At 70.8% G+C, this 21376-nt stretch carries 16 protein-coding genes and 1 other RNA gene; 8 read left to right on the top strand and 9 right to left on the bottom strand.

Annotated elements, in window-relative coordinates:
• The coding region (locus PV363_RS05300; RefSeq protein ID WP_301021821.1) for a hypothetical protein at nucleotides 1-1785 on the top strand (1785 nt) is incomplete at its 5' end.
• A 32-nt stretch (nucleotides 1786-1817) separates the two neighbouring features.
• Here the strand turns inward: PV363_RS05300 and PV363_RS05295 are convergent.
• The gene (locus tag PV363_RS05295; RefSeq protein ID WP_220365819.1) at nucleotides 1818-4427 is read right to left on the bottom strand and encodes a hypothetical protein; all 2610 of its coding nucleotides are present in this window, start codon (nucleotides 4425-4427) and stop codon (nucleotides 1818-1820) included.
• Nucleotides 4428-4515: 88 nt separating this feature from the next.
• Here PV363_RS05295 and ligD point away from each other — a divergent pair, with 88 nt between their 5' ends.
• On the top strand, nucleotides 4516-5403 hold the full coding sequence (ligD, locus tag PV363_RS05290; RefSeq protein ID WP_220344286.1) for a non-homologous end-joining DNA ligase: 888 nt from the start codon (nucleotides 4516-4518) through the stop codon (nucleotides 5401-5403).
• Between the two features lie 10 nt (nucleotides 5404-5413).
• Here ligD and PV363_RS05285 read toward each other — a convergent pair whose 3' ends face one another.
• Nucleotides 5414-6373 (bottom strand): MerR family transcriptional regulator, encoded by a 960-nt coding sequence (locus PV363_RS05285; protein ID WP_220346644.1) that lies wholly within the window; start codon nucleotides 6371-6373, stop codon nucleotides 5414-5416.
• A 213-nt stretch (nucleotides 6374-6586) separates the two neighbouring features.
• Here PV363_RS05285 and PV363_RS05280 point away from each other — a divergent pair, with 213 nt between their 5' ends.
• Nucleotides 6587-6874: a WhiB family transcriptional regulator gene (locus tag PV363_RS05280; protein ID WP_220344284.1), complete on the top strand. Its 288-nt coding sequence runs from the start codon at nucleotides 6587-6589 to the stop codon at nucleotides 6872-6874.
• 132 nt (nucleotides 6875-7006) lie between these two features.
• Here PV363_RS05280 and PV363_RS05275 read toward each other — a convergent pair whose 3' ends face one another.
• The gene (locus PV363_RS05275; RefSeq protein WP_301021820.1) at nucleotides 7007-9964 is read right to left on the bottom strand and encodes a bifunctional [glutamine synthetase] adenylyltransferase/[glutamine synthetase]-adenylyl-L-tyrosine phosphorylase; all 2958 of its coding nucleotides are present in this window, start codon (nucleotides 9962-9964) and stop codon (nucleotides 7007-7009) included.
• A 1-nt stretch (nucleotide 9965) separates the two neighbouring features.
• Complete coding sequence (locus PV363_RS05270) at nucleotides 9966-11303, bottom strand: glutamine synthetase family protein (RefSeq protein WP_220344283.1); 1338 nt, start codon at nucleotides 11301-11303, stop codon at nucleotides 9966-9968.
• Nucleotides 11304-11376: 73 nt separating this feature from the next.
• Here PV363_RS05270 and PV363_RS05265 point away from each other — a divergent pair, with 73 nt between their 5' ends.
• Nucleotides 11377-13137 carry an NAD+ synthase gene (locus tag PV363_RS05265; RefSeq protein ID WP_220346643.1) on the top strand — a complete coding sequence of 587 codons (1761 nt, stop codon included), beginning with the start codon at nucleotides 11377-11379 and terminating at the stop codon, nucleotides 13135-13137.
• Nucleotides 13138-13191: 54 nt separating this feature from the next.
• Here the strand turns inward: PV363_RS05265 and PV363_RS05260 are convergent, their stop codons facing one another.
• Complete coding sequence (locus tag PV363_RS05260) at nucleotides 13192-14925, bottom strand: M14 family zinc carboxypeptidase (protein WP_220344281.1); 1734 nt, start codon at nucleotides 14923-14925, stop codon at nucleotides 13192-13194.
• Nucleotides 14926-15125: 200 nt separating this feature from the next.
• On the opposite strand from PV363_RS05260, the gene panB reads away from it, so the two are divergent.
• On the top strand, nucleotides 15126-16001 hold the full coding sequence (gene panB / locus PV363_RS05255; RefSeq protein WP_301021819.1) for a 3-methyl-2-oxobutanoate hydroxymethyltransferase: 876 nt from the start codon (nucleotides 15126-15128) through the stop codon (nucleotides 15999-16001).
• 44 nt (nucleotides 16002-16045) lie between these two features.
• On the opposite strand, the gene PV363_RS05250 is transcribed toward panB, so the two are convergent.
• Entirely contained in the window at nucleotides 16046-16852 is an 807-nt protein-coding gene (locus PV363_RS05250) for a thioesterase family protein (protein ID WP_301021818.1), read from the bottom strand.
• Nucleotides 16853-16914: 62 nt separating this feature from the next.
• On the bottom strand, nucleotides 16915-17121 hold the full coding sequence (locus PV363_RS05245) for a hypothetical protein (RefSeq protein ID WP_220344278.1): 207 nt from the start codon (nucleotides 17119-17121) through the stop codon (nucleotides 16915-16917).
• Between the two features lie 79 nt (nucleotides 17122-17200).
• On the opposite strand from PV363_RS05245, the gene map reads away from it, so the two are divergent.
• Together map and PV363_RS05235 are read left to right on the top strand one after the other, a co-directional pair.
• Nucleotides 17201-18049, top strand: coding sequence for a type I methionyl aminopeptidase (gene map / locus PV363_RS05240; protein WP_220344277.1), 849 nt, complete (start codon nucleotides 17201-17203; stop codon nucleotides 18047-18049).
• Between the two features lie 77 nt (nucleotides 18050-18126).
• Nucleotides 18127-18468, top strand: a complete 342-nt coding sequence (locus PV363_RS05235; protein WP_220344276.1) for a DUF3817 domain-containing protein — start codon at nucleotides 18127-18129, stop codon at nucleotides 18466-18468.
• Nucleotides 18469-18471: 3 nt separating this feature from the next.
• Here the strand turns inward: PV363_RS05235 and rnpB are convergent.
• An RNA gene (gene rnpB, locus PV363_RS05230) (RNase P RNA component class A) lies at nucleotides 18472-18871 on the bottom strand.
• 253 nt (nucleotides 18872-19124) lie between these two features.
• Here rnpB and PV363_RS05225 point away from each other — a divergent pair.
• Complete coding sequence (locus tag PV363_RS05225; protein ID WP_220344275.1) at nucleotides 19125-19706, top strand: TMEM165/GDT1 family protein; 582 nt, start codon at nucleotides 19125-19127, stop codon at nucleotides 19704-19706.
• Nucleotides 19707-19725: 19 nt separating this feature from the next.
• Here the strand turns inward: PV363_RS05225 and PV363_RS05220 are convergent, their stop codons facing one another.
• On the bottom strand, nucleotides 19726-21168 hold the full coding sequence (locus tag PV363_RS05220) for an RNB domain-containing ribonuclease (RefSeq protein WP_220346638.1): 1443 nt from the start codon (nucleotides 21166-21168) through the stop codon (nucleotides 19726-19728).
• Nucleotides 21169-21376 lie beyond the last annotated feature (208 nt).

Genomic DNA, 21376 nt, shown 5'->3' with positions numbered 1-21376 from the left:
ACGCTCGTCGACAAGGCACTGACGCCCGCGGCTGCCGCCGCGGGTTGGCAGGTCGACACGGTCGACGTCGAACCACTCACCGACGGCGACGGGTCCGGCACGCTGGTGCTCTTCGCCGCCATGGGCATGATGCTCGCGGGGTACGTTCCGCTGAGCACGCTCCTGTCCGGTCTGCCGAACCTGCTGCGCCTGCGGCGGTTCCTCCCCCTCGCGGTCGGCTGGGGCGCGTTCACCAGCTCCCTGATCTGGTTGATCCTCGGCCCGATCGTCGGCGCCCTCGATGGCCACTACCCACTGTTCCTCGGGATCGGGACGCTGGCGGTCACCGCCGTCGGCATCACGCAGCTGCTGTTCACCAAAGTGCTGGGCCCGTTCGCCGTCCTGCTGGGCATGCTGCTCTGGGTCGTCTTCGGTGTCCCGGCGTCCAACCTCGCCATGTCGGTCCACTCGATGCCAGGGATGTTCCAGTGGCTGCACGGCGTGCTGCCACTACCGGCCGCGGGTGAGGCGCTGCGATCGGTCCTCTACTTCGACGGCGACGGTGTCGGCGAGCACGTCACCACCCTCGGCGTGTGGCTGGTCGTCGCGCTCGTGCTCGCAGCGCTCAAGGAACGTCGGTCCGGTGATCTCATCATCGCCGGCCCGCTCTACACGGCCCCGGACGCGCCGCTCCCGGCCCTGCCGGGCGGACCCGTTGCGCGCTACCGAACCCGGCTCGTCGCAGCCATGATGTTCCCCCTGACGATCGTCGTGACGGTCGTGACGCTCATGAGCTTCTCGATGCACGAGCCGGACGTGAGCGACATGCCGGTAGCGGTGGTGGCACCGGCCGCCCAGGCCGAGCCGCTCGTCGCCGCACTCGAACCCGACCTCGGCGAGTACCTCGACCTCAGCGTCGTCGAGTCCCGGGAGGAGGCCGACGACCTCATCCGCAGCCAGGAGATCGTGGCCGCGTACGTGCTGCCCGAGGCAGCCGGCACGAGCCCCACGCTCGTTACCGCCGGTGGCGCCGGCGCCAGCCCGCAGACCGCCGTCACCCAGATGTTCACGCCGATCGCCGCGGCGAGCGGCAGCGAGCTCGCCCTCGAGGACGCCGCACCGCTCACGGACGACGACGTCAACGGCAGCAACAGCCTGTACGCCGGCATGGCATGGATCATGGCTGGCTTCCTCTTCTTCGCCGTCATGCGCGGAGGCGCGCCCGACCTGACCCGGACCCGGCAGCTCCTCCCGCTCGTCGCGGGCTGGTCGGTCGGCATCTCGGTCTGGCTGTGGTTCCTCTTCGACGTGCTCATCGGCGCGGTCGACGGGCACGCCTTCGAGATGATCGGCTACGGCTCGTTGACCGTGTTCGCGGTCGCGTGGGCCAGCGCCGTGCTCACCCGGACGCTCGGTCTGTTCGGTCTGATCCCGGTGATGATCGTGGTGATGCTCGCCGGTGTGCCCGCCTCGGGGGGTGGCTTGTCGCTCTACATGGTTCCTGAGCTCTTCCGGCCTCTCGCGGAGATCCTGCCGCTCCCGGCCGCGGTCGACGTCGTCCGGTCGATGACCTATCTCGACGCGACCGGGATCGGACGCGACCTGCTCGTCCTGGGCATCTGGGGCGCGGTCGGGCTGCTGCTCAACGTGCTCGTCGTCGACCGGTGGCTGAACCGGAAGCACGTCCGGCCACCCGCCCCGTTGGGCCCGAAGTATCGGCCCGAGCGAAAGAGCAGGTCGGAGTCGACCGGCGATGGGGACGGCGACCTGGCTCCTGCCGCCCTCTCACCGGTGGGGACACCATGAGGGCGTGACGGCGGCCCCGCTCAGTCGAGCATCTAGCCGTCGACGCCGACCAGATCCTCTCCGTCCTTCCCGCCGGCGGGAGGGACAGCGGGGGGAGCGACCGCGTCCGTGTGCGGTGCGGTCCCCTCGCTGCGGGCGAGCCTCTCGGCCGCTGCGGCCATCGCGGCACGGTCCGGCGGCAGGACGCCGCGGACAGTCGTCAGGCTCTCCTCCCAGTCGGGGTTGCGCGCGTACCAGGAGTGTCCGTAGATCTCGGCCACCGGCCCGTCCTGGAGGCGCTGGTCGTACGCGATCGGGTCGGCGAGCCGCCAGTCCGCGCCGCACCGACGGGTGCGGTACGGGCTGGTGTACTCGTCGTCCTGCTCGCCGCCGAACGCGTCCGGGAAGTGGTGGGACCGTGCCCGTGAGTCGGCGGTGTCGACCTGGTGCCCCCACGAGAGCACCGGTCCCGCCAGCTCGTCGGTGGTCCGGTAGAGGTTGACCCACGCGCCGTTGAGCTCGCGGTAGAGCTGGTTGATCGCGGCGAAGTTGACGTAGGCAGGGAACGCCTTCGGGAAGATCACCCGGAGCTGCGAGCCGAAGGTGACCAGGCCGACGCGGTCGCGTTCGTGCTCGTCGAGCAGCATCATCGTGGCGAAGCTGATGAGGCTGCCCTGGCTGTGCCCGCAGACCACGACGCGTCGGGTGCCGTCGTCAGGGAGCCGCGCGAGGTGCCACCGGATCCGCTCGCGCAGGTCCTCGACGCACCGCTTGGAGTAGGCACGCGGAGAGAAGGGGTGCACAGCGTGGGGCCAGAAGGCCAGCACGTCCCAGACGACGTTGAGGCCGCGCCGCTTGCCTTCCTGAGCGACGGCCTTGCGGCTCTGGAGCAGCAGCCACCCGGCGGCTGTGATGAGCAGCCACGCCCCGAACAGCGCGACGACGTTCGACTTGGCGACCCCGTCCGCGCCGACGACGTACTTGGGCTGGCTGAGGACGTCGAGCCACCCCGGAGCGTTGCCGCACGTGCTGGGGTCACGTGAGTTGATGCAAGGGACGAGCTCGACGGCGAGCACCACGGCGAGGACCATGCCGGCGCCGGCGAACGCGAGGCAGATCGCGCCGATCGCGTTCTTGACGCGCGCCTTCTGCACCGCGAAGCGCACGCGGCTGACCCAGCGAGCAGGGACCAGGAGCGACCCGCCGTCGGTGTACATGGCCGTGACCCGTTCTCCGGTGCGCCGGCGTCGACGCATGCGCCACACCACGACGGCGACCGCGATCATCACGAGGATGACCACGTTGAGCCCCCACGCGTACGCGACGCGGTCGAGCATCGGCGTCGTGCCGACCGTCACCGAGGCGGCGTCGGACGACCCCTCGACCGGGGTCGAGAGATTGAGCACGGACGAGATCCCGGTGGCGACGGCAGCGGAGAACCCGACGCCGATGAAGGTCCCGACGGCGGTGAACAACGCGGCGCCCATCCCCCACGCGTACGGGGTGAAGTAGCGGGCCGGGCTGCCGTCGTCCGCCCGCTGTGAACGCTGGGCGAGGACGAGCGCGAGGTTGACGACGAAGAGCGCGAGCAGCGCTGCGACACCGATCACGAGCAGCCAGTTGGCGATGATGTCGAAGGACTCGGGACGGTCCCGGACCATCGTCCACTCGGTCCGGCTGACACCGCGCAGGCCGACGAGGGCGGAGACCAGCAGGGCGACGCTGCCGGCGAGCGCGAGCAGGCCGAGCACGGCGGTCGTCTGCTTCCACACCTGCCGCCAGGTCGTGTGTCCGGACGGCAGGTGGTCACGGGTGCCCTTCTCCGGGTCGCCCAGCAGTGTGACCACGGCGACCACGGCGATCCAGCCGCACAGTGCGAGCTGGATCGAGACCATGTCGTGCTCCCACGCGAACGGGTGCCCCGCCCACACCCCCATCGCCGCCACGACGAGCAGGGCGGCGGCGAGGTGGAGGTCTCGCAGCGTGGGGGTGCGGGTGTCGCCGGAGTAGAACGACTCCTGGGCCAACGGCGTGACCGAGCGCTCCTTCGGCGGCTCGAACGTCTCGATCTCCGGCGGCGCGGCGCCGGTCCGCCGAGCCGCCAGGCGGTCCCAGAGCCTGCGGGGACGGCCCGTGCGGTAGCCCTTGCCGAGGTACGCGATCACGAAGACCACGAGTGCGGTGAGGATGACCGCGGTCCCGAGGACGACGCTCGGGTCGAGCGACCGGAGGAAGCGCACGTTCGGGGCCCAGCGCCAGGCGATGAGGTCGATGATCACCAGACCGGCGGCGAAGGCGAACATCGACGTGAGGAGCACGGCGACCAGCCGGAGCAGGGCGTCGCACACCGCATGGAGCGCTCGCGGGAGGCGACCGCCGGTGATCGGCGGAAGCATGTAGTGGGCCGCGTTGACCATGCCGAACGGCAGCAGGACGAGCCACAGCGCCTTGACCCTGCTCCCGGAGGTGAGTCGCCCCCAGTGATACGCCTCCAGCGTCTGCCCGGCGGTGCCCGGCAGCTCGCCGCCCGCGGCGTCGACCGAACGGAAGTAGCGGGACTCGTCGTCGCCGCCGACCTGACGGACGTACGGCCGGTCCAGCATCGAACCGGCGGGCGTCCCGCTGACCCCGTGCACGCGGAGCTCGACCCACTCGTCGGACATGGCAACCACCTCTTTCTCGGCTCGACAGTAGACCTCGCGAGGTCCTCTGGTGCCGTGCTTGCCGCACCCCGGCGTGCCAGAGTGGGGCATGGCGTCGAGCACTCTGGACGTAGACGGTCGGACCCTCAAGGTCAGCAACCTCGACAAGGTGCTCTATCCCGAGGAGGGGACGACGAAGTTCGACGTGATCCAGTACGTGCTGTCGGTCGCCGACCCGCTCCTCGGCCAGCTCGCCGATCGCCCCTGTACGCGCAAACGGTGGCCCGACGGCGTGGCGAAGGAGCCGTTTTTCGAGAAGAACGTCCCGCGAGGCACCCCGGACTGGGTGCGCACCGTCGAGGTCGCGACACCCGGGAGCTCGAGGGGTCGCGACTCGCTGATCTTCCCCGTGGTCGAGCATCCCTCCGACCTCGTGTGGCTGGCGAACCTCGCCGCGCTCGAGCTGCACACCCCGCAGTGGACGGTCGGTCCACGGGGCGGGGTCCGTGACGCCGACAGGCTCGTGATCGACCTCGATCCCGGCGAGCCCGCCGGGCTGGCGGAGGCGGTGGAGGTCGGCCACCTGGTTCGTGAGCGGCTCGAGGCCGACGGCTGGCGCACCGTCCCCGTCACGAGCGGCAGCAAGGGCGTGCACCTGTACGCGTCCCACGGACGCGACTCCTCACCCGACGCCCTGCGCGAGTACGCCCGCGGCATCGCCGACGAGCTGTCGGGCGAGCACCCGGATCGCGTCCTCTCGGTGATGAGGCGCGCGGACCGCCACGGCAAGGTCTTCCTCGACTGGAGCCAGAACGTCCGCGCGAAGACCACCATCACGCCGTACTCGCTCCGCGGCAGGTCGCGGCCCTGGGTGGCAGCGCCACGGACCTGGGACGAGCTCGACGACCCGTCGGCGGTGCGGCAGGTGCTCTTCACCGAGATGGCCGAGCGCCTCGAGCGCTTCGGCGACCCGATGACGGACCTGACCGACGTCTGATCGTGTCGTCTCAGCGCGTGGTGGGCGCGGCCTGCACCCGTCCGACGAGCAGATCGGCCGCGGCCGGAAGGTCGGACGCCACCTCCACCTCCACACCGTCGCGCGCGATCTCGGCGACGTCGGCGGCGATGGTGCTCCAACCCCCGCCGCCGAGCAGGATCGTCGTGGGCGTCCCCGCCTTCATGGCGGCGAGGACGGTGTCACGCGCCCCGTCCTCCGAGGTGGACCACAGATAGACCGCGGTGGGCGTGATCTGGCGCAGCAGGCCGACGAGGGCCTCGCACGGCACCCCGAATCCCAGCGAGACGGCGGCGATCCCCTTGCCCGCCAGCGCCGCCTCGAGCGCGAGCACGGCCAGCGATTCCGCTCGGCCGTCGAGTGCGGCGAGGACCACCGGGTGGGTTCCGACGAACCTCGGCGCGAACGCACGCGCGGCCGATCTGAGCTCCGCCTCGACCCGCTCACGGAGGACGGAGGCGACCTCGATGCCGAGCTCACCCTTCTCGACCCGCTCGGTGACGTGGTCGAGTGCTGGAGAGAGCACGTTCGTCCACGCTCCGAGGGCGCCCCACTCGTGCAACGTGGTGGCGAGCACCGAGGTGACGCCGACGACGTCCATCGCGGCAGCGGCGACGACGATCCGCTCGACCGACTCGACGGGAGTGGCGATCATGTCGTCGGGTGACGTCGAGAGGACGTCGTCCGAGGCGAGGGCGGCGGCCAGCCCGCCGGCGTCGAGCGACAGGGCAACCTTGGCCGCCGACTCCGCGGAGACGCCGCTGCTGACCATGCGGTTCATCAGCTGGACCCGGCGGATGTCGATCTCGCTGTATCGCCGGTGCCCGCCCTCGGTGCGGCGGCTGGGCCCGATCCCGTAGCGGCGCTCCCACGTGCGCAGCGTCGGGGTCGCGATCCCGATGTGCTCCGCGACCGCTCCCACGCCCCACAGGAACTCTGAACCATCACTCATGCGCGTCTCCACCCCCGGTCGAACCGGGTGTCGTGCTTCGAGGACCCTCTCCGTAACCGGTCGGCGCCCCCTGCACTCATACCGATCCCAGAGTATCCCGCGTGAGGGAGTCACCCGCAGAAAACCGCGGCCGGCAGGACCTTGTGCGATGAATCAGATTTGGATAAGTTCTGAATCGGTTGCATGCCGCGTTGATTCATAGGGGGTACCAACATGGCAAGCATTGCCCGCCTACCCATGCCTCTGATGGAGGCTTACGAGTGGCAGTACGAAGGGGCATGCCGAGAGGCTGACCCTGAGACGTTCTTCTCTCCCGAGTCCGAGCGCGGCCCACGTCGGCACGCTCGTGAGCACCTCGCCAAGACCTACTGTGCACGTTGCCCAGTACGCGGTGAGTGTTTGCAGCACGCGTTGAAGGTGAAGGAGCCGTACGGCGTCTGGGGTGGCCTGACGACTGGTGAGCGAGCAGCGCTGCTCACCGGAGAGAGGACCGCTGGATAAGAAGCAGCACCGATGGGTTGGCCGGACCCCCGCTCCGGTTGCCCACGACGAGTACTGAGACGTTACGCATCGACATCACCGCTGCGAGACGGGCCGGATGTCGATACGCAAAGTCTCAGCCGAGGTCGTTCCTCAGCCCCAGAACACGTGCTCCACGACGTGACGTGCCCGTCGCGTCGCGCGCAGGTAGTCGTCGACCATGTGCTCGCCGCCGTCGATGCCGTAGCCGAGCAGCCAGGCCACGCCGGCGCGGTCGTTGGCGTTCTCGGGCAGCGATGCGACCGGCCGGTTGCGCAGCAGCACGTAGGCGTTGCGGATGCGGCTCACCAACCGCCACGCCTCCTCCAGCACCGCTGCCTCCTCCGACGCGAGCAGACCGGCCTCGGCGGCCGCGTGCAGCGCCGGCAGCGTCTCGGTCGTCCGCAGGCCCTCGACCGTGGAGGCGTGCTGCATCTGCAGGAGCTGGACCGTCCACTCGACGTCGGCGATGCCTCCGCGGCCGAGCTTGAGGTGCGTGGCGGGGTCGGCGCCGCGCGGCAGCCGCTCGGAGTCGACACGCGCCTTGATCCGACGAATCTCGCGGACGTCGTCATCCGAGACCCCTGCCTCCGGCCAGCGCAGCGGGTCGACCATCTCGCGGAAGGCCGCGCAGAGGTCCGGATCGCCCACGACCGGCGCAGCGCGGAGCAGCGCCTGCGCCTCCCAGACCATGGACCAGCGAGCGTAGTAGGCGCGGTACGACGCGAGCGTGCGCACCAGCGGACCGGACCGACCCTCGGGACGGAGGTCGGCATCGACCTCGAGCGCCGGATCGGGGCCTGCCGTGCCGACCATGCGGCGCAGCTCGGTGGCGACGGCGCTCGCCGCCTGGGTGGCGGCCGACTCGTCCGTGTCCGGCAACGGGTCGTGGACGAACATCACGTCGGCGTCGGAGCCGTACGCCGACTCGCGACCGCCGAGGCGCCCCATGAGGACGACGGCGATGCGGGTGCCCACCGGTGCTCCACGCTGCTCCTCGACCGTGCGGGTCGCGATCTGCAGGGCGGCGTCGAGCGTGGCTGCGGTCAGATCGCTCAGCGCGTGTCCGACCTCGACGATGTCGAGCCGACCGAGCACGTCCGACATGGCGATGCGCGACAGCTCACGACGGCGTACGCGGCGGACGGTGCGCAGCGCCTCGTCCGCACTCGCGTGACGCCGGACCGCCGAGCGGGTCTCGGTTGCTATCCGGTCGTACGTGCGCGGCTCGAGCTGGCTGTCGTCGCCGAGCACCGCGACGGCCTCCGGCGCGCGCTGGATGAGGTCCGTGACGTAGGCGCTGCCGGCGAGCATCTTGGCGAGCTGCTCCGCACCGGCGCCCTCGTCCCGCAGCTTGCGGAGATACCAGTGGGTGGCGCCGAGGCTCTCCGAGACCTTCCGGAACGCGAGCAGGCCACCGTCGGGGTTGGGTGAGTCGGCGAACCACGCGAGCATCGCCGGCATCAGGTGCCGCTGGATGGCGGCCGAACGGCGCACACCCGCCGTGAGTGCCTTGATGTGGATGAGGGCCGCGCGCGGGTCGGCGTATCCCAGCGCCTCGAGCCGTGCCTGCGCCGCCTCCGGCGTGAGCCGCAGCGCATCGGAGGGCATGGAGGCGACGGCGTCGAGGAGCGGGCGGTAGAACAGCTTGTGGTGCAGCCGCAGGACCTCGCGACGCTGCGCCTGCCACTCCTTCACCAGGTTCTTGGCGGGGTCGCTGCGGAACGCGAGCGTGCGCCCGATCATCCGCAGCGTGTCGTCCTCGGTCGGGACCAGGTGCGTACGGCGCAGCCCGTCGAGCTGGATGCGGTGCTCGAACATCCGCAGGAACGTGTAGGCCTCCGTCATCGCCGCGCCGTCGGTACGGCCGACGTACCCGCCGTCGACGAGCGCTCGCAGCGCGTCGGTCGTGGAGCGGACGCGCAGCCGCTCGTCGGTACGACCGTGGACGAGCTGGAGCAGCTGCACCGCGAACTCGACGTCGCGGAGGCCGCCCGGCCCGAGCTTGAGCTCGCGGTCGAGCTGCGGCGCCGGGATGTTGTCGATCACGCGCCGCCGCATGCTGCGGGTGTCGGCCATGAAGTTGGGCCGGGTCGCCGCCTGCCACACCATCGGGGCGAGCGCGTCGACGTAGTCCTGGCCCAGCTCGGCGTCGCCCGCGACCGGCCGCGCCTTGAGCAGCGCCTGGAACTCCCAGGTGCTCGCCCAGCGCTCGTAGTAGGCCACGTGGCTGGACAGCGTGCGGACGAGCGGCCCGTCCTTGCCCTCGGGACGGAGGTTGGCGTCGACCTCCCAGATCGTCCCCTCGCGGGTGTGCTCGCCGCAGATCCGGATCAGTGCCGCCGCGAGCCGCGTCGCGACCTTCGTCGCCTTCTGCTCGTCGGCGCCGTCGGCCGGCGCGTGGACGAAGATGACGTCGACGTCGCTGACGTAGTTGAGCTCCCGGCCACCGCACTTGCCCATCGCGACGACGGACAGGCGCGCCGCGTCGGAGTCGTCGACCTCGTGCCGGGCGAGGCGGAGCGCCGTCGAGAGCGTCGCACCGGCGAGATCGGCGAGCTCGGCCGACGTCGTCTCGTACGGGCTGCGTCGGGTGAGGTCACGGGCGGCGATCTGGAGGAGCTGGCGCTTGTACGCCACCCGCAGCGCGTCCGGGTCGTCGACGTCGGCGAGGACCTGCTCGAAGGCGTGCTGGTCCCGGGGCGCGAGCGGCATCGTGGTCGCCCGCAGGTCGAGGACCGCCTCCGGATGGATGACGAGGAACTCCCCCAGTGCGCGACTCGCGCCGAGCACGGCGACCAGACGGGTCAGGAGCTCGGGGTCGGCCTCGAGGTGCGACACGAGGTCGGGGTCGTCAACCCCCGGCAGCTCGCGGTACGCCGCCGCGACCTCGCAGAGGTGGCGCAGCGCCAGATCGGGGTCCGCCCCGTGGGCGACCCGCTCGACGACGGCTTCGGAGCCCACCCCGCACTGGTGGAGCAGCCGGGAGGCGCCGTCGGCGTCAGCGAATCCGAGCCGAGCCAACCACCCCGACGTCGTCCGCAGCCGCTGCGGCCTCTGGTCGTCGGCCACCTCAGACCCGGGTGATCAGCCGGTCGAGCTCGAACTGCGTGACCTGCGTGCGGTAGTCGTGCCACTCCGCACGCTTGTTGCGCAGGAAGAAGTCGTAGACGTGCTCGCCCAACGTCTCCGCGACCAGCTCGCTGCTCTCGGCCTCGCGGATCGCCTCGTCGAGGTTGCGGGGCAGCGGCGCGATGCCGAGCGCACGTCGCTCGGTCTCGGTCAACGCCCAGACGTCGTCCTCGGCCTCCGGCGGCAGCTCGTAGTCCTCCTCGATGCCCTTGAGGCCAGCGGCGAGCACCATCGCGAACGCGAGGTAGGGGTTGCAGCCGGAGTCGATCGCGCGGTGCTCGATGCGTGCCGACTGCCCCTTCTGCGGCTTGTACATCGGCACGCGGATGAGGGCCGAGCGGTTGTTGTGACCCCAGCACACGTACGACGGCGCCTCGCCGCCGAAGATGAGCCGCTTGTAGGAGTTGACCCACTGGTTGGTCACCGCGGTGATCTCGGAGGTGTGCCGGAGGATGCCGGCGATGAACGACCGCCCGGTGCGCGACAGCTGGTATTCGGCTCCGGCCTCGTAGAAGGCGTTCTCGTCACCCTCGAACAGGCTCATGTGGGTGTGCATGCCCGACCCGGGGTGCTCGGTGAACGGCTTGGGCATGAAGCTCGCCCACAGGCCCTGCGAGAGCGCGACCTCACGGACCACCGTGCGGAAGGTCATGATGTTGTCGGCCGTGGTGAGCGCGTCGGCGTAGCGCAGGTCGATCTCCTGCTGACCCGGCCCGCCCTCGTGGTGGCTGTACTCGACGGAGATGCCCATCGCCTCGAGCATCGTGATGACCTCGCGGCGGAAGTCCTGTCCGCCACCCTGAGCGGTGTGGTCGAAGTAGCCGGAGTCGTCCACGGGCGTCGGGATGCCGCCGGGCTCGGGCTTGCCCTTGAACAGGAAGAACTCGACCTCGGGGTGGGTGTAGAAGGTGAACCCCATCTCGGCGGCCTTCGCGAGCGTCCGCTTGAGGACGAACCGCGGGTCGGCGTACGAAGGGCTCCCGTCGGGCAGCTGGATGTCGCAGAACATGCGCGCGGTGGCGGGGGTCTCGCCTCGCCACGGGAGGATCTGGAAGGTCGACGGGTCGGGCTTGGCGAGCATGTCGGCCTCGTGGACACGCGCGAAGCCCTCGATGGCCGATCCGTCGAAACCGATGCCTTCGTCGAAGGCGCCCTCGAGCTCCGCGGGCGCGACCGCGACCGACTTGAGATGCCCGAGGACGTCGGTGAACCACAGCCGTACGAAGCGGACGTCGCGCTCCTCGAGCGCGCGCAGCACGAAGTCTTCCTGCTTACCCATGGGGTAAGCATGCCTGGGATTCATGACGAACGGGTGAACCGGGGTGGGAGGCCGCCACCGCTAGGCTCGACCCGTGCCTCAGCTCCGCGTCGCTCTCGCCCAGGTCAACGCTCGGGTGGGAGACCTCGACTTCAACGCCGCCCTCGTCCTCGAGCAGTGTCGTGCCGCCCACGAGGCCGGCGCGCACGTGGTCGTGCTCCCCGAGATGGTGCTCACCGGCTACCCGCTCGAGGACCTCGCGATGAGGGCTTCGGTGGTCGCGGCGTCCCGTGCGGCAGCCGAGGACCTCGCCGCCCGTCTGGCCGACGAGGGTCTCGGCGACCTCGTCGCGTTCGTGGGCTTCCTCGATCAGGCCGACGGCGCCCCCGAGGGCCTCGGCATCCCCAAGAACGCGCCGCAGAACACCGTCGCGGTCATGCACGGCGGCCGGATCGTCGCCCGCCAGGCCAAGATCCACCTCTGGAACTACGGCGTCGGCGACGAGCTCCGCACCTTCGTCCCCGGCGACAGGCTGCAGGTCGTCGAGGTGCGCGGGGTCGACGTGGCCACCCTGATCTGCGAGGACCTCTGGCGCGACGGCATCGCCTCGGCGGTGCGCGCCGCGGGCGCCGGGCTGCTGGTCGTCCCGAACGGCTCGCCGTACGAGGCCGACAAGGACGACGTCCGGCTCGAGCTCTGCCGCCGTCGTGCGGTCGAGGGGGACGTGGCGCTGGCATACGTGAACCTCGTCGGCGGGCAGGACGAGCTCGTCTTCGACGGCGACTCGCTGGTCGTCGACGCGGCCGGCGCACTGCTCGGAAGGACCGCGCAGTTCGTCGAGGAGCTTCTCGTCGTCGACCTCGACCTCCCGGCGGCACGGCGCCTGATGCCGCCCGCGGACACCCGCTTCGCCGGCCTGCGCATCGAGCGCACGGTGATCTCCACCGACCCTGTCGAGCCGTACGAGCCGGTGACCTCCCCGATCCTTCCCCGTCTGGGCAACCTCGAGGAGATCTACCGCGCGCTCGTCACGGGCCTGCGCGACTACGTCGACAAGAACGGCTTCCGCTCGGTGCTGCTCGGGCTGTCGGGCGGGATCGACTCGACCCTGTGCGGGGCTATCGCGGTCGATGCGCTCGGTCCCGAGCGGGTGTTCGGCGTGTCGAACCCCAGCGAGTACTCGACCGAGCACTCGCGCTCCGACGCCGCGGAGCTGGCACGCAGGACGGGCCTGAACCTCCGCACCGTCCCCATCGCGCCGATGGTGACGTCGTTCCAGGACGCCCTCGGACTCACCGGCCTCGCCGAGGAGAACCTTCAGGCGCGGGTGCGGGCGGTGGTGTGGATGGGTCTTTCCAACCAGGAAGGCCACCTCGTGCTGGCCTGCGGCAACAAGTCAGAGGTCGCCACGGGCTACTCGACGATCTACGGGGACGCGGTCGGCGGCTACGCGCCGATCAAGGACGTGCGCAAGACGCTCGTGTGGGAGCTCGCGCGGTGGCGCAACGCGCACGCCGAGGCTCGCGGCGAGGAGCCGCCGATCCCCGAGAGCACGATCAGCAAGCCGCCCTCGGCCGAGCTCCGTCCCGGGCAGCTCGACACCGACTCGCTGCCGCCGTACGAGGTCCTCGACGGGATCCTCGACGCCTACGTCGAGCGCGACCTGCCGGCGGCTGCCGTCGTCGCGGAGGGCTACGACCCGGAGCTGGTCGAGCGGGTCGTCACGCTGGTCGACCGCGCGGAGTACAAGCGCCGCCAGTACCCGCCGGGCCCGAAGGTCACCCGTCGCAACTTCGGCCGCGACCGTCGGGTCCCGATCACGCACCGCTGGCGCGAGCACCTCGCCGAGGGCTGACGGCGGTGCGCCGGTGCCCGGGCTCTCCACCCCGGGCACCGACGCACTCCGCGCTCAGCAGCTCGGTGGCAGCGCCGTACGGTCGAGCGTCACCTCCTGGCCACGCGTCACCCGTACCGTCCCGGCGTCCTTCCAGGCACCGTTGCCTCGGCGACAGCTCAGGCTCCACGACTCCCTCACGTTGGCCGTGAACGCCTGGCTCGGGCGGTCCGAGGGATTGACGTGCCACGTGAAGCGGCCGCCCTTCGGCACGGTCATGGTCGTCTCGACGCGGTCGTCGACCGGGAGAACCAGCGGAACCGTCTCACCGGGCAGCGTCACGGGCGACGTCGTCAGGGACACGTCCTTCCGCAGCGCCAGCTCGGTGCCCGGCTTGGCCGCCCCCGAGACCACCGCGTGATAAGCAGGGTCGCTCGCCTGCCCGAACGCCGTGAGGAACGCCTCGCGTGCGGTCGACCCCTCGTACTCCCCCGTCCCCAGGTACTGGTCGATGACCGACGGGTACGGCGGGTGGAAGCGGTCGTTGTCGCGGTGACCCGGTGTGTTCTCGAACGTGAACGCGAACGTGCCGCTGGTGTAGAAGGACGTCTGCTCGGCCGTGCCGCTGGCGTCGTAGTAGATCTCAGGCCACGGGCCGGCGGGCCACCCCATGATCTGACCGAGGATCTCCGCGATCTTCTGGTAGACCGCCTCCTCGGCGGGAGTCGGCTCGTTCGGTGCACTCGGTACCCGCAGCACCCGCTCGTCGGGAGTGTGGTTGCTGATCGCCAGCGTGACGTGGTGGGAGTTCACCAGGTCGATCATGTTGGCGATCTCCGGCTCGGAGGCCGGTGCGGCACCGCGGTAGTTGCTGTCGGTCGCGCGTGCCCCGGACCCCGGACCGCCCCAGAACGCCGTGTAGTTGCGGTTCAGGTCGACGCCCAGGTTGGCCGCCCCGGCTGCCGCGCACTCGGCCCGTGTCGGGACGGCACCGTCGCGTACGCGACAGTTCTTTCGCTTCTGCTCGTGGACCAGCCCGCGCGACATCTCGTACCCGTCGGGGTTGACCACGGGCACGGCGACGAGACGTCCTCGCTCGAGCAAGGACGTGATGCGTGCGTCGTCGCCGTCGTTCTGGACGAGGTCCCAGAGGAACTCCATCGTCAGCTCGGTCGTGGGCCACTCCCGCGAGTGCGTCAGACCCGTGAGGAGGAACACGGGCTTGCCGCTGTCAGCCGTCACGTCGTGCGTGACCTCCACGCCGTACACGGGCGTGCCGAGCAGCGAGGGGCGTGGCAGCCGGAACAGCGACACCGTCCGGGGGTAGCGCCTCGCCAGCTCCTTCAGCTCGGCGTTGACGTCCTTCAAGGTCCGGTAGGACACCCGCCCGGTCGGGAGGTCCGAGCGCTCGGCCGGGTCGGCGGCAGCTGCCGCCGCCGCCTGTGCTTCGGCGGCACGCGCCTTGCGGTTGACGGCGTCGACGTCCTCGACCACCACGTCCCAGCCGAAGCCGGCCTTGCGCAACGCGCGTGCGTCGGACTCGCCGTGCAGCATCACCTCCACGTCACCACCGCGGTGTCCGGCGCCTCCGTGGTGTCCGACCTCGTCCAGTCCGAGCGCCGTGAGCCGCTCGTGGTCGGCCCGCCCGTCGAGCGCGACCTCGACGATCGTCGTTCTCCCGGGCTCGTACTCGCTCGGCTCGTCGGCCACCGCGGACCCTTGCCCGAGCGCTCCCATGGTCAGGGCGAGCGCTGCGAGCGACGCCACCATCCCTCCCCGGCGACTGCCGGGCCTCTGACGTTCCCTCATCGCTCCACCTCTTCGCTCGATGAAATCGTGTGGGCCCAATCTGGCGGCATTCCATTTCTCGCGCACGGCAAACGGTTAATTGCGTGTTACGCAAAACACATCAGGGTCGTCGTCCGGGGGTGCAACGAGCCGCTGACCCCGTGGCAGGCTGAAGGCGTCCGCGGACTCCGTCCGGGAGCTGCGAGAACGAAGGAACGACGATGACCGAACCCACAGGAACGCCACCCTCCGCTGAAGAACCCGCGCCGTACGGCACCGCGTCCACGCCGCCGCCGGCAGCACGCAAACGCGTCCGCACCCACACGCTCCAGCAGATGAAGGAGCGCGGTGAGAAGTGGGCGATGCTCACCGCCTACGACCAGTACGCCGCGGAGATCTTCGACGAGGCCGGCGTGCTCGTCCTGCTCGTCGGCGACTCGGCCGCCAACAACGTCTACGGGTACGAGTCCTCGCTGCCCGTCTCCGTCGACGAGCTGGTCCCGCTCGTGCGGGGTGTCACGCGTTCGGTGACGTACGCACACGTCGTCGCCGACCTGCCCTTCGGCAGTTATCAAGGGTCGCCGGAGCAGGCGTACGACACCGCCGTCCGCTTCATGAAGGAGGGCCGTGCCCACAGCGTCAAGCTCGAGGGCGGGGCAGAGATGGCGCCGCAGATCCGGCGACTCACCCAAGGTGGCATCCCCGTGATGGCTCACATCGGCTTCACCCCGCAGTCGGAGCACTCGCTCGGCGGCTACCGCGTGCAAGGACGCGGTGACGCGGCCAAGAAGACGATCGACGACGCGCTCGCGGTCCAGGAGGCAGGCGCGTTCGCGGTGGTCATGGAGATGGTGCCGGGTGACGTCGCGACCGAGATCACCCAGCGTCTGACCATCCCGACGATCGGGATCGGAGCCGGCGTCGGCACCGACGCCCAGGTCCTGGTCTGGCAGGACATGATGGGGCTGCGCACTGGCAGGCTGCCACGGTTCGTGAAGACCTACGCCGACCTGCGGACGACGATGCTCGACGCCGCGCGCGCCTACGTCTCCGACGTGGAGGGCGCGGCGTTCCCCCCCGACGAGCACACCTTCTGAGGCCGGCCCCCCGCGCGCCGGGCGCGCCCGGCGCGGGGGGGCCGTCAGCCCAGTCGGATCCCCGCGAGCTGGGTCGCCTGCGCGACGAGCCGTCCGGTGCTGTCCCAGACGAACGTGGCCTCGTCGACCCGCTGGGCCGCGACGGTCTGGGCACGGTGCAGGATCGTGAGCGGACCCGGCGCGGGCAGCGCCCGCACGTAGACGGTCATCTCGAGCGTGGGCACCCAGCCCGTCGGCTCGATCTCGAACGTCGCGGGAGGGAATGCGTCGACGGCGTAGAGCAGCGAGACCGGGTCGAACGGCGCGTCGTCGAGGAACGACAGCCAGCCGCGCAGCTCCCCCGACCCGCTCGGACGACCGGCGGCGAAGCCCAGGGTCGCGGGGTCGAGGCGCAGGTCGACCTGCTCCATCACCGGCACCGGTACGCCGGTCGGGCTGGTGCCGGGCACCCGCACTCCCTCGTCACGGTCGCCGGCCGGCCGGGGTGGCGCACCACGGTCCCAGTGGGCAGGGGCGCCGTCGGCGAGTCGCCCCACCATGAGCACCGCCTCGACGCAGGCCTGGCCGTCCTGCCGCATCGTCGCTCGTACGTGGTCGGCGCTGCGACCCTTGCGCAGCACCACGGTCTCGATCTCGACCGGCCCGGCATCGGGCGAGTGGAGGAAGTGTGCCGACGACGTGATCACGTGTTCGTGCCCGACGCTCGCGACCGCTGCTCGCCCGAGCAGCGCGAGCAGGTAGCCGCCGTTGGGCTTGTCCGCGACCGCCCACTCGGGGTCGACCTCAGCCGCGAAGCCGTCGTCGGTCGGACGGACGGCGCTGACGTCGGTGAAGGACCGGAGCGCAGGCATGGGACTCCTCGGGTCGGCAGGATCCCATCATGACCCCGTCGACCGGCAGCCCGGTCACGAGGTCAGGTGGTGGACCGCCCGGGACCGGGAGCATCGTCGTTCCACTCGGGATCGTTGTCCCACCGCTCGTTGCGCTCCTGCGCCAGCTCGAGCGCGTGCTCGGCCTCCTCGCGGGTGGAGTACGGGCCCAGGCGATCGATCGCCTTGCAGCCCTCCTCGCCCTCGACCGTGTGGTGCTTGATGCAGTAGTAGAACTTCGCGTCCGCCATCATTGACCTCCTGCCCCCATCCTGCCCGAGCAGGACGAGGCTCGCCGAACGCCCCGGCGGTCCCGCCTACACTCGACGCGTGACCGTGCTGAGCCCCCACACCCTCTCCCCCCGTCGCAGCGTCCCCGCCTCGATCGAGGTGCCCGAGTACGTCGGCCGCAAGGCGCCCGCGCCGTACGAGGGCCCTGAGATCCGCAGCGCCGAGACGATCCGGGCGATGCGCTACGCGGGCCGGCTCGCCGCCCAGGCCCTGGACGCGGTCGAGGCAGCGATCGCGCCAGGTGTCACGACCGACGAGCTGGACGCCGTCGGCCACGCCTTCCTCGTCGAGCACGGCGCGTACCCCTCGACGCTCGGCTACCGCGGCTACCCCAAGTCGCTGTGCACCAGCGTCAACGAGGTGATCTGCCACGGCATCCCCGACGCCCGCCCGCTCGAGGACGGCGACATCGTCAACATCGACATCACCGCCTACGTCGGCGGGGTGCACGGCGACACCAACAAGACCTACCTCGTCGGCGACGTCGACGAGGAGTCGCGGCTCCTCGTCGAACGCACGGAAGAGGCGCTCATGCGCGCCATCCGGGCGGTGAAGCCCGGACGTCGCATCAACGTTGTCGGCCGTGTCATCGAGTCCTACGCCAAGCGCTTCGGCTACGGAGTCGTCCGCGACTTCACCGGGCACGGCGTCGGTCCGGCCTTCCACGACGGACTGATCGTGCCGCACTACGACGACCCGGGACACGACACCGTGATCAAGACCGGGATGACCTTCACGATCGAGCCGATGCTCACCCTCGGCACCATCGACTGGGACCTGTGGGACGACGGCTGGACGGCGACGACCAAGGACCGCTCGCGCACGGCGCAGTTCGAGCACACGCTCCTGGTGACCGACTCGGGCGCGGAGATCCTGACGCTGCCGTGACCGGGGTCAGAGTGATCTACGACGCACTGTCGTAGGGACCGTGGGATGCTGCCGCACCACCAGGTACGGTCGGTGCCGTGACCGCACTCGCCACACCCCCGCAGACCCACGCCCGCACCCGGACCGCCTTCCGCGTGGTCGCCTTCGCCGAGGCGGTGTCCTGGGCCGGCCTGCTGATCGGGATGTTCTTCAAGTGGGTCCTCGAGACCACCGAGCTGGGCGTCAAGATCTTCGGTCCCATCCACGGCGGCATCTTCGTGGCGTACGTCCTCATGTGCCTCGTCGCGTGGCGCGCGTTCGGCTGGTCGTTCAAGGTGACGATCGCCGCGCTGGCGTCCGCCGTACCGCCGTTCTTCACCGTGGTCTTCGAGAGGTGGGCGGATCGCCGCGGCCTCCTCGGCCGCGCCGTCGGTCGCTAAGGGCGGATGAGCCGGCCTGTAGGCCGGATTCTGTCAGGGCGTCTCCGCCCCGGCGACCATCTCTCTCGGCGTCGCGTCACCACGACGCTCCAGCGACCTACCCGCAGGCTCGGCGAGCAGCGTCAGCGCCTGCGCGGACCCGAAGGTCCTTCTTGGTCTTGCTCCCGATGGGGTTTACCTAGCCGCCCCGGTCACCCGAGGCGCTGGTGGGCTCTTACCCCACCCTTTCACCCTTACCCGCACCTCACGCGTCGCGTGAGGCCGCTGGCGGTCTGCTCTCTGTGGCACTGTCCCGCACGTCGCCGTGGGTGGGCGTTACCCACCATCGTGCTCTGTGGAGTCCGGACCTTCCTCGGCGCCCTCGGTGCGAGACCGACGACGACGCGGCCGCCCGGCCGACTCATCCGCAGCAGCCACAGTAGCCGACATCACCCTCCCCGGTCTGGCCGCATCCCCCCGCCCGCCGTACGCTGGGTGGAGCGAAAGGGAGTAGTCCCCAACATCCGTGTCGACACACTGACCTCCGGGTCCGGTACGGACGGCGTCGCCTCGCGCGGCGCGGACGAGACTTTCGGCCAGCGACACGACCCTATGGACGTGCCTGGTCGAAGGGACTCCCTCGAGGCTCCTCGACCAGGTGCCGAGGAGCCCTTCTCATGCTGTACGCGTTCTTGCTGAGCACCGCGGTCATCTTCGTGGCCGAGCTCGGCGACAAGAGCCAGCTGATGGCGATGACGTTCGCCACCCGCTACCGACCCCGCGACGTGCTGATCGGCATCACGGTCGCCACCGCGGTCGTCCACCTCCTCTCGGTGGGCATCGGGTTCTGGGTCGGTGAGGCGTTCGCGGATGCGCAGCAGTGGATCACCCTCGCCGCCGGTCTGGCGTTCCTCTTCTTCGCCGCCTGGACCCTGCGCGGCGACGAGCTCAGCGCCGACGAGCGGGAGAAGGCCACCCGCAGCAGCGGGTCCGCGGTGTGGGCCGTCGGCGGGGCGTTCTTCCTCGCCGAGCTCGGTGACAAGACGATGCTCGCGACCATCACGCTCGCCACGCAGGAGGACTGGTTCGGCACGTGGGTCGGCAGCACGGTGGGCATGGTCGCCGCCGACGCGCTCGCGATCCTGCTCGGCGCCTGGATCGGCAAGCAGCTGCCGGAGAAGGCCATCCGCTACGGCGCGTCGGCGTTGTTCGCGGTCTTCGGGCTGTGGCTCGTCGCGGAAGGCGCCGGCCGGCTCTGAGGCAGCCCACGGGTTCCTGTCACGGCCCGTCCCACCGGAAGCGTACGGAGCGCGCGTCGACGTCGGCCCGCTCCAAGGTCAGCCGTACGGGCTCACCCAGGGGCAGCGGCACGTCCGCCGCGACCGGAGCCTCGACCGCAGGGTCGTCGAGGAGGGCCGTCCCGCGAGTCGGATCCTTGTCGTCGGCGTCGATCACCGTGCCGGTGAACGTGCGTCCGACGGCGTCGGCCAGCACGACGGCCTCCACCAGGTCGAGCACCGCTCGGTCGAACGACGAGGCGACGCGGCCGGTCCCCGCCATCACCGCGGGCAGCCTCGGAAGCCCGGCCCGTACCCACTCGGGCACGTCCACGCCCGCACTGACCGCGAGGCACACCTCGCTCACGTAGCGGTCCGCGAGCCGCCGCAGCGGCGCCGTCGCGTGGGCGTACGGCGCCGCGATCGCGCTGTGCTCGGCGTAGTCCGGCGGCGCCCCGTCGAACGCGGCGTAGTCCGCCCCGCGCAGCAGGCCCGTGCACGCCTCGAGCATCGCGACGTGCCGGGGGTCCGCCGGGTCGAGGGTCCGGACGAAGTCGGGGTACGACATCGCCTCGGGCCACGGGACCTCGAGCCCACGCGCCGCCCTCTTCAACCGCCCGACCGCTCGCTCGTCCGCGGGCGGCAGCGTGCGCACCAGCCCGACTCCCGCCTCCAGCATGAGACCGGCCGCCGCCATCCCGGTGAGAAGCGAGATCTGCTCGTTCCACCCCTCCGCCGGCACCGGCTCGCGGAACGTCAAGGACCACGAGCCGTCCTCCGCGCGGTCGATCTCCTGCGAGGGCAACGGGAGGCTCACACCGCCCCGTTCGGCCTCCAGCGCCTGTCGCCGCTCCCCCACCTCGCGCAGCAACGTCAACGTCTCCGGACCTGACCCTGCCGCCACCTGGGCCTGCACGCCGTCGTAGTCGAGCTGGGCCGTGCTGCGGACCCGCGCGCGCGTCACCTCGACGCCGACCTGACGGCCTTCGGCGTCGAGGTCGATCGACCACAGCACGGCGGGACGCACGACGTCGGGAAGCAGGCTCGCAGCATCCTCGGACAGCACCGCAGGGTGGAGCGGGATCCGTCGCGTCGGGGCGTACAACGTCTGGCCGCGCCGGTGCGCCTCCTCGTCGACCGCACCGCCGGGGACGACGTACGAGGCGACGTCGGCGATCGCGTAGTGCACGGTCCACCCCTCCCCGCGACGCTCGATGAACATCGCCTGGTCGAGGTCGCGGGCCCCGGGCGGGTCGATGGTGAGGAGCGGCAGGTCGGTCCGGTCGAGGTCGGGGAGCTGGACCCTGGCCGCCGAGGTCGCTGCCTCCTCCAGGACCGCGGGCGGGAACGCCGCATCGATCCCCAGCTCCTGCGCGACCGCGTCGATGCGGCTCTCCAGGGCGGGCACGGCGGACGGGTCGACCGAGTAGTACGCACGGGTCATGCCGCCACCCTAGAGAGCGGTCGATCCCCGCGCGGGCCGACACGATCGGTCCGATGCCCTCTCCGTAGGATCAGTGGGTGCTGGTCCTCCTCCCGCCGTCCGAAGGCAAGTCCGTCCCCCGGCGGGGTCGCCCGCTCGATCTCTCCACGCTGTCCTTCCCGACGCTGACGCCGACCCGTCGCCGGATCGCGGACACGCTCGTGGACCT

It is taken from the genome of Mumia sp. (assembly GCF_028803055.1).
Lineage (GTDB): Bacteria > Actinomycetota > Actinomycetes > Propionibacteriales > Nocardioidaceae > Mumia.
This window is presented reverse-complemented; position numbering and strand designations above follow the sequence as displayed.

Excerpts from the sequence above, each read along its gene's own strand:
- PV363_RS05295 (WP_220365819.1), bottom strand. The coding sequence starts at position 4,427 with ATGTCCGACGAGTGGGTCGAGCTCCGCGTGCACGGGGTCAGCGGGACG.
- ligD (WP_220344286.1), top strand. The coding sequence starts at position 4,516 with ATGGCGTCGAGCACTCTGGACGTAGACGGTCGGACCCTCAAGGTCAGC.
- PV363_RS05285 (WP_220346644.1), bottom strand. The coding sequence starts at position 6,373 with ATGAGTGATGGTTCAGAGTTCCTGTGGGGCGTGGGAGCGGTCGCGGAG.
- PV363_RS05280 (WP_220344284.1), top strand. The coding sequence starts at position 6,587 with ATGGCAAGCATTGCCCGCCTACCCATGCCTCTGATGGAGGCTTACGAG.
- PV363_RS05270 (WP_220344283.1), bottom strand. The coding sequence starts at position 11,303 with ATGGGTAAGCAGGAAGACTTCGTGCTGCGCGCGCTCGAGGAGCGCGAC.
- PV363_RS05260 (WP_220344281.1), bottom strand. The coding sequence starts at position 14,925 with ATGAGGGAACGTCAGAGGCCCGGCAGTCGCCGGGGAGGGATGGTGGCG.
- panB (WP_301021819.1), top strand. The coding sequence starts at position 15,126 with ATGACCGAACCCACAGGAACGCCACCCTCCGCTGAAGAACCCGCGCCG.
- PV363_RS05250 (WP_301021818.1), bottom strand. The coding sequence starts at position 16,852 with ATGCCTGCGCTCCGGTCCTTCACCGACGTCAGCGCCGTCCGTCCGACC.
- PV363_RS05245 (WP_220344278.1), bottom strand. The coding sequence starts at position 17,121 with ATGGCGGACGCGAAGTTCTACTACTGCATCAAGCACCACACGGTCGAG.
- PV363_RS05225 (WP_220344275.1), top strand. The coding sequence starts at position 19,125 with ATGCTGTACGCGTTCTTGCTGAGCACCGCGGTCATCTTCGTGGCCGAG.
- PV363_RS05220 (WP_220346638.1), bottom strand. The coding sequence starts at position 21,168 with ATGACCCGTGCGTACTACTCGGTCGACCCGTCCGCCGTGCCCGCCCTG.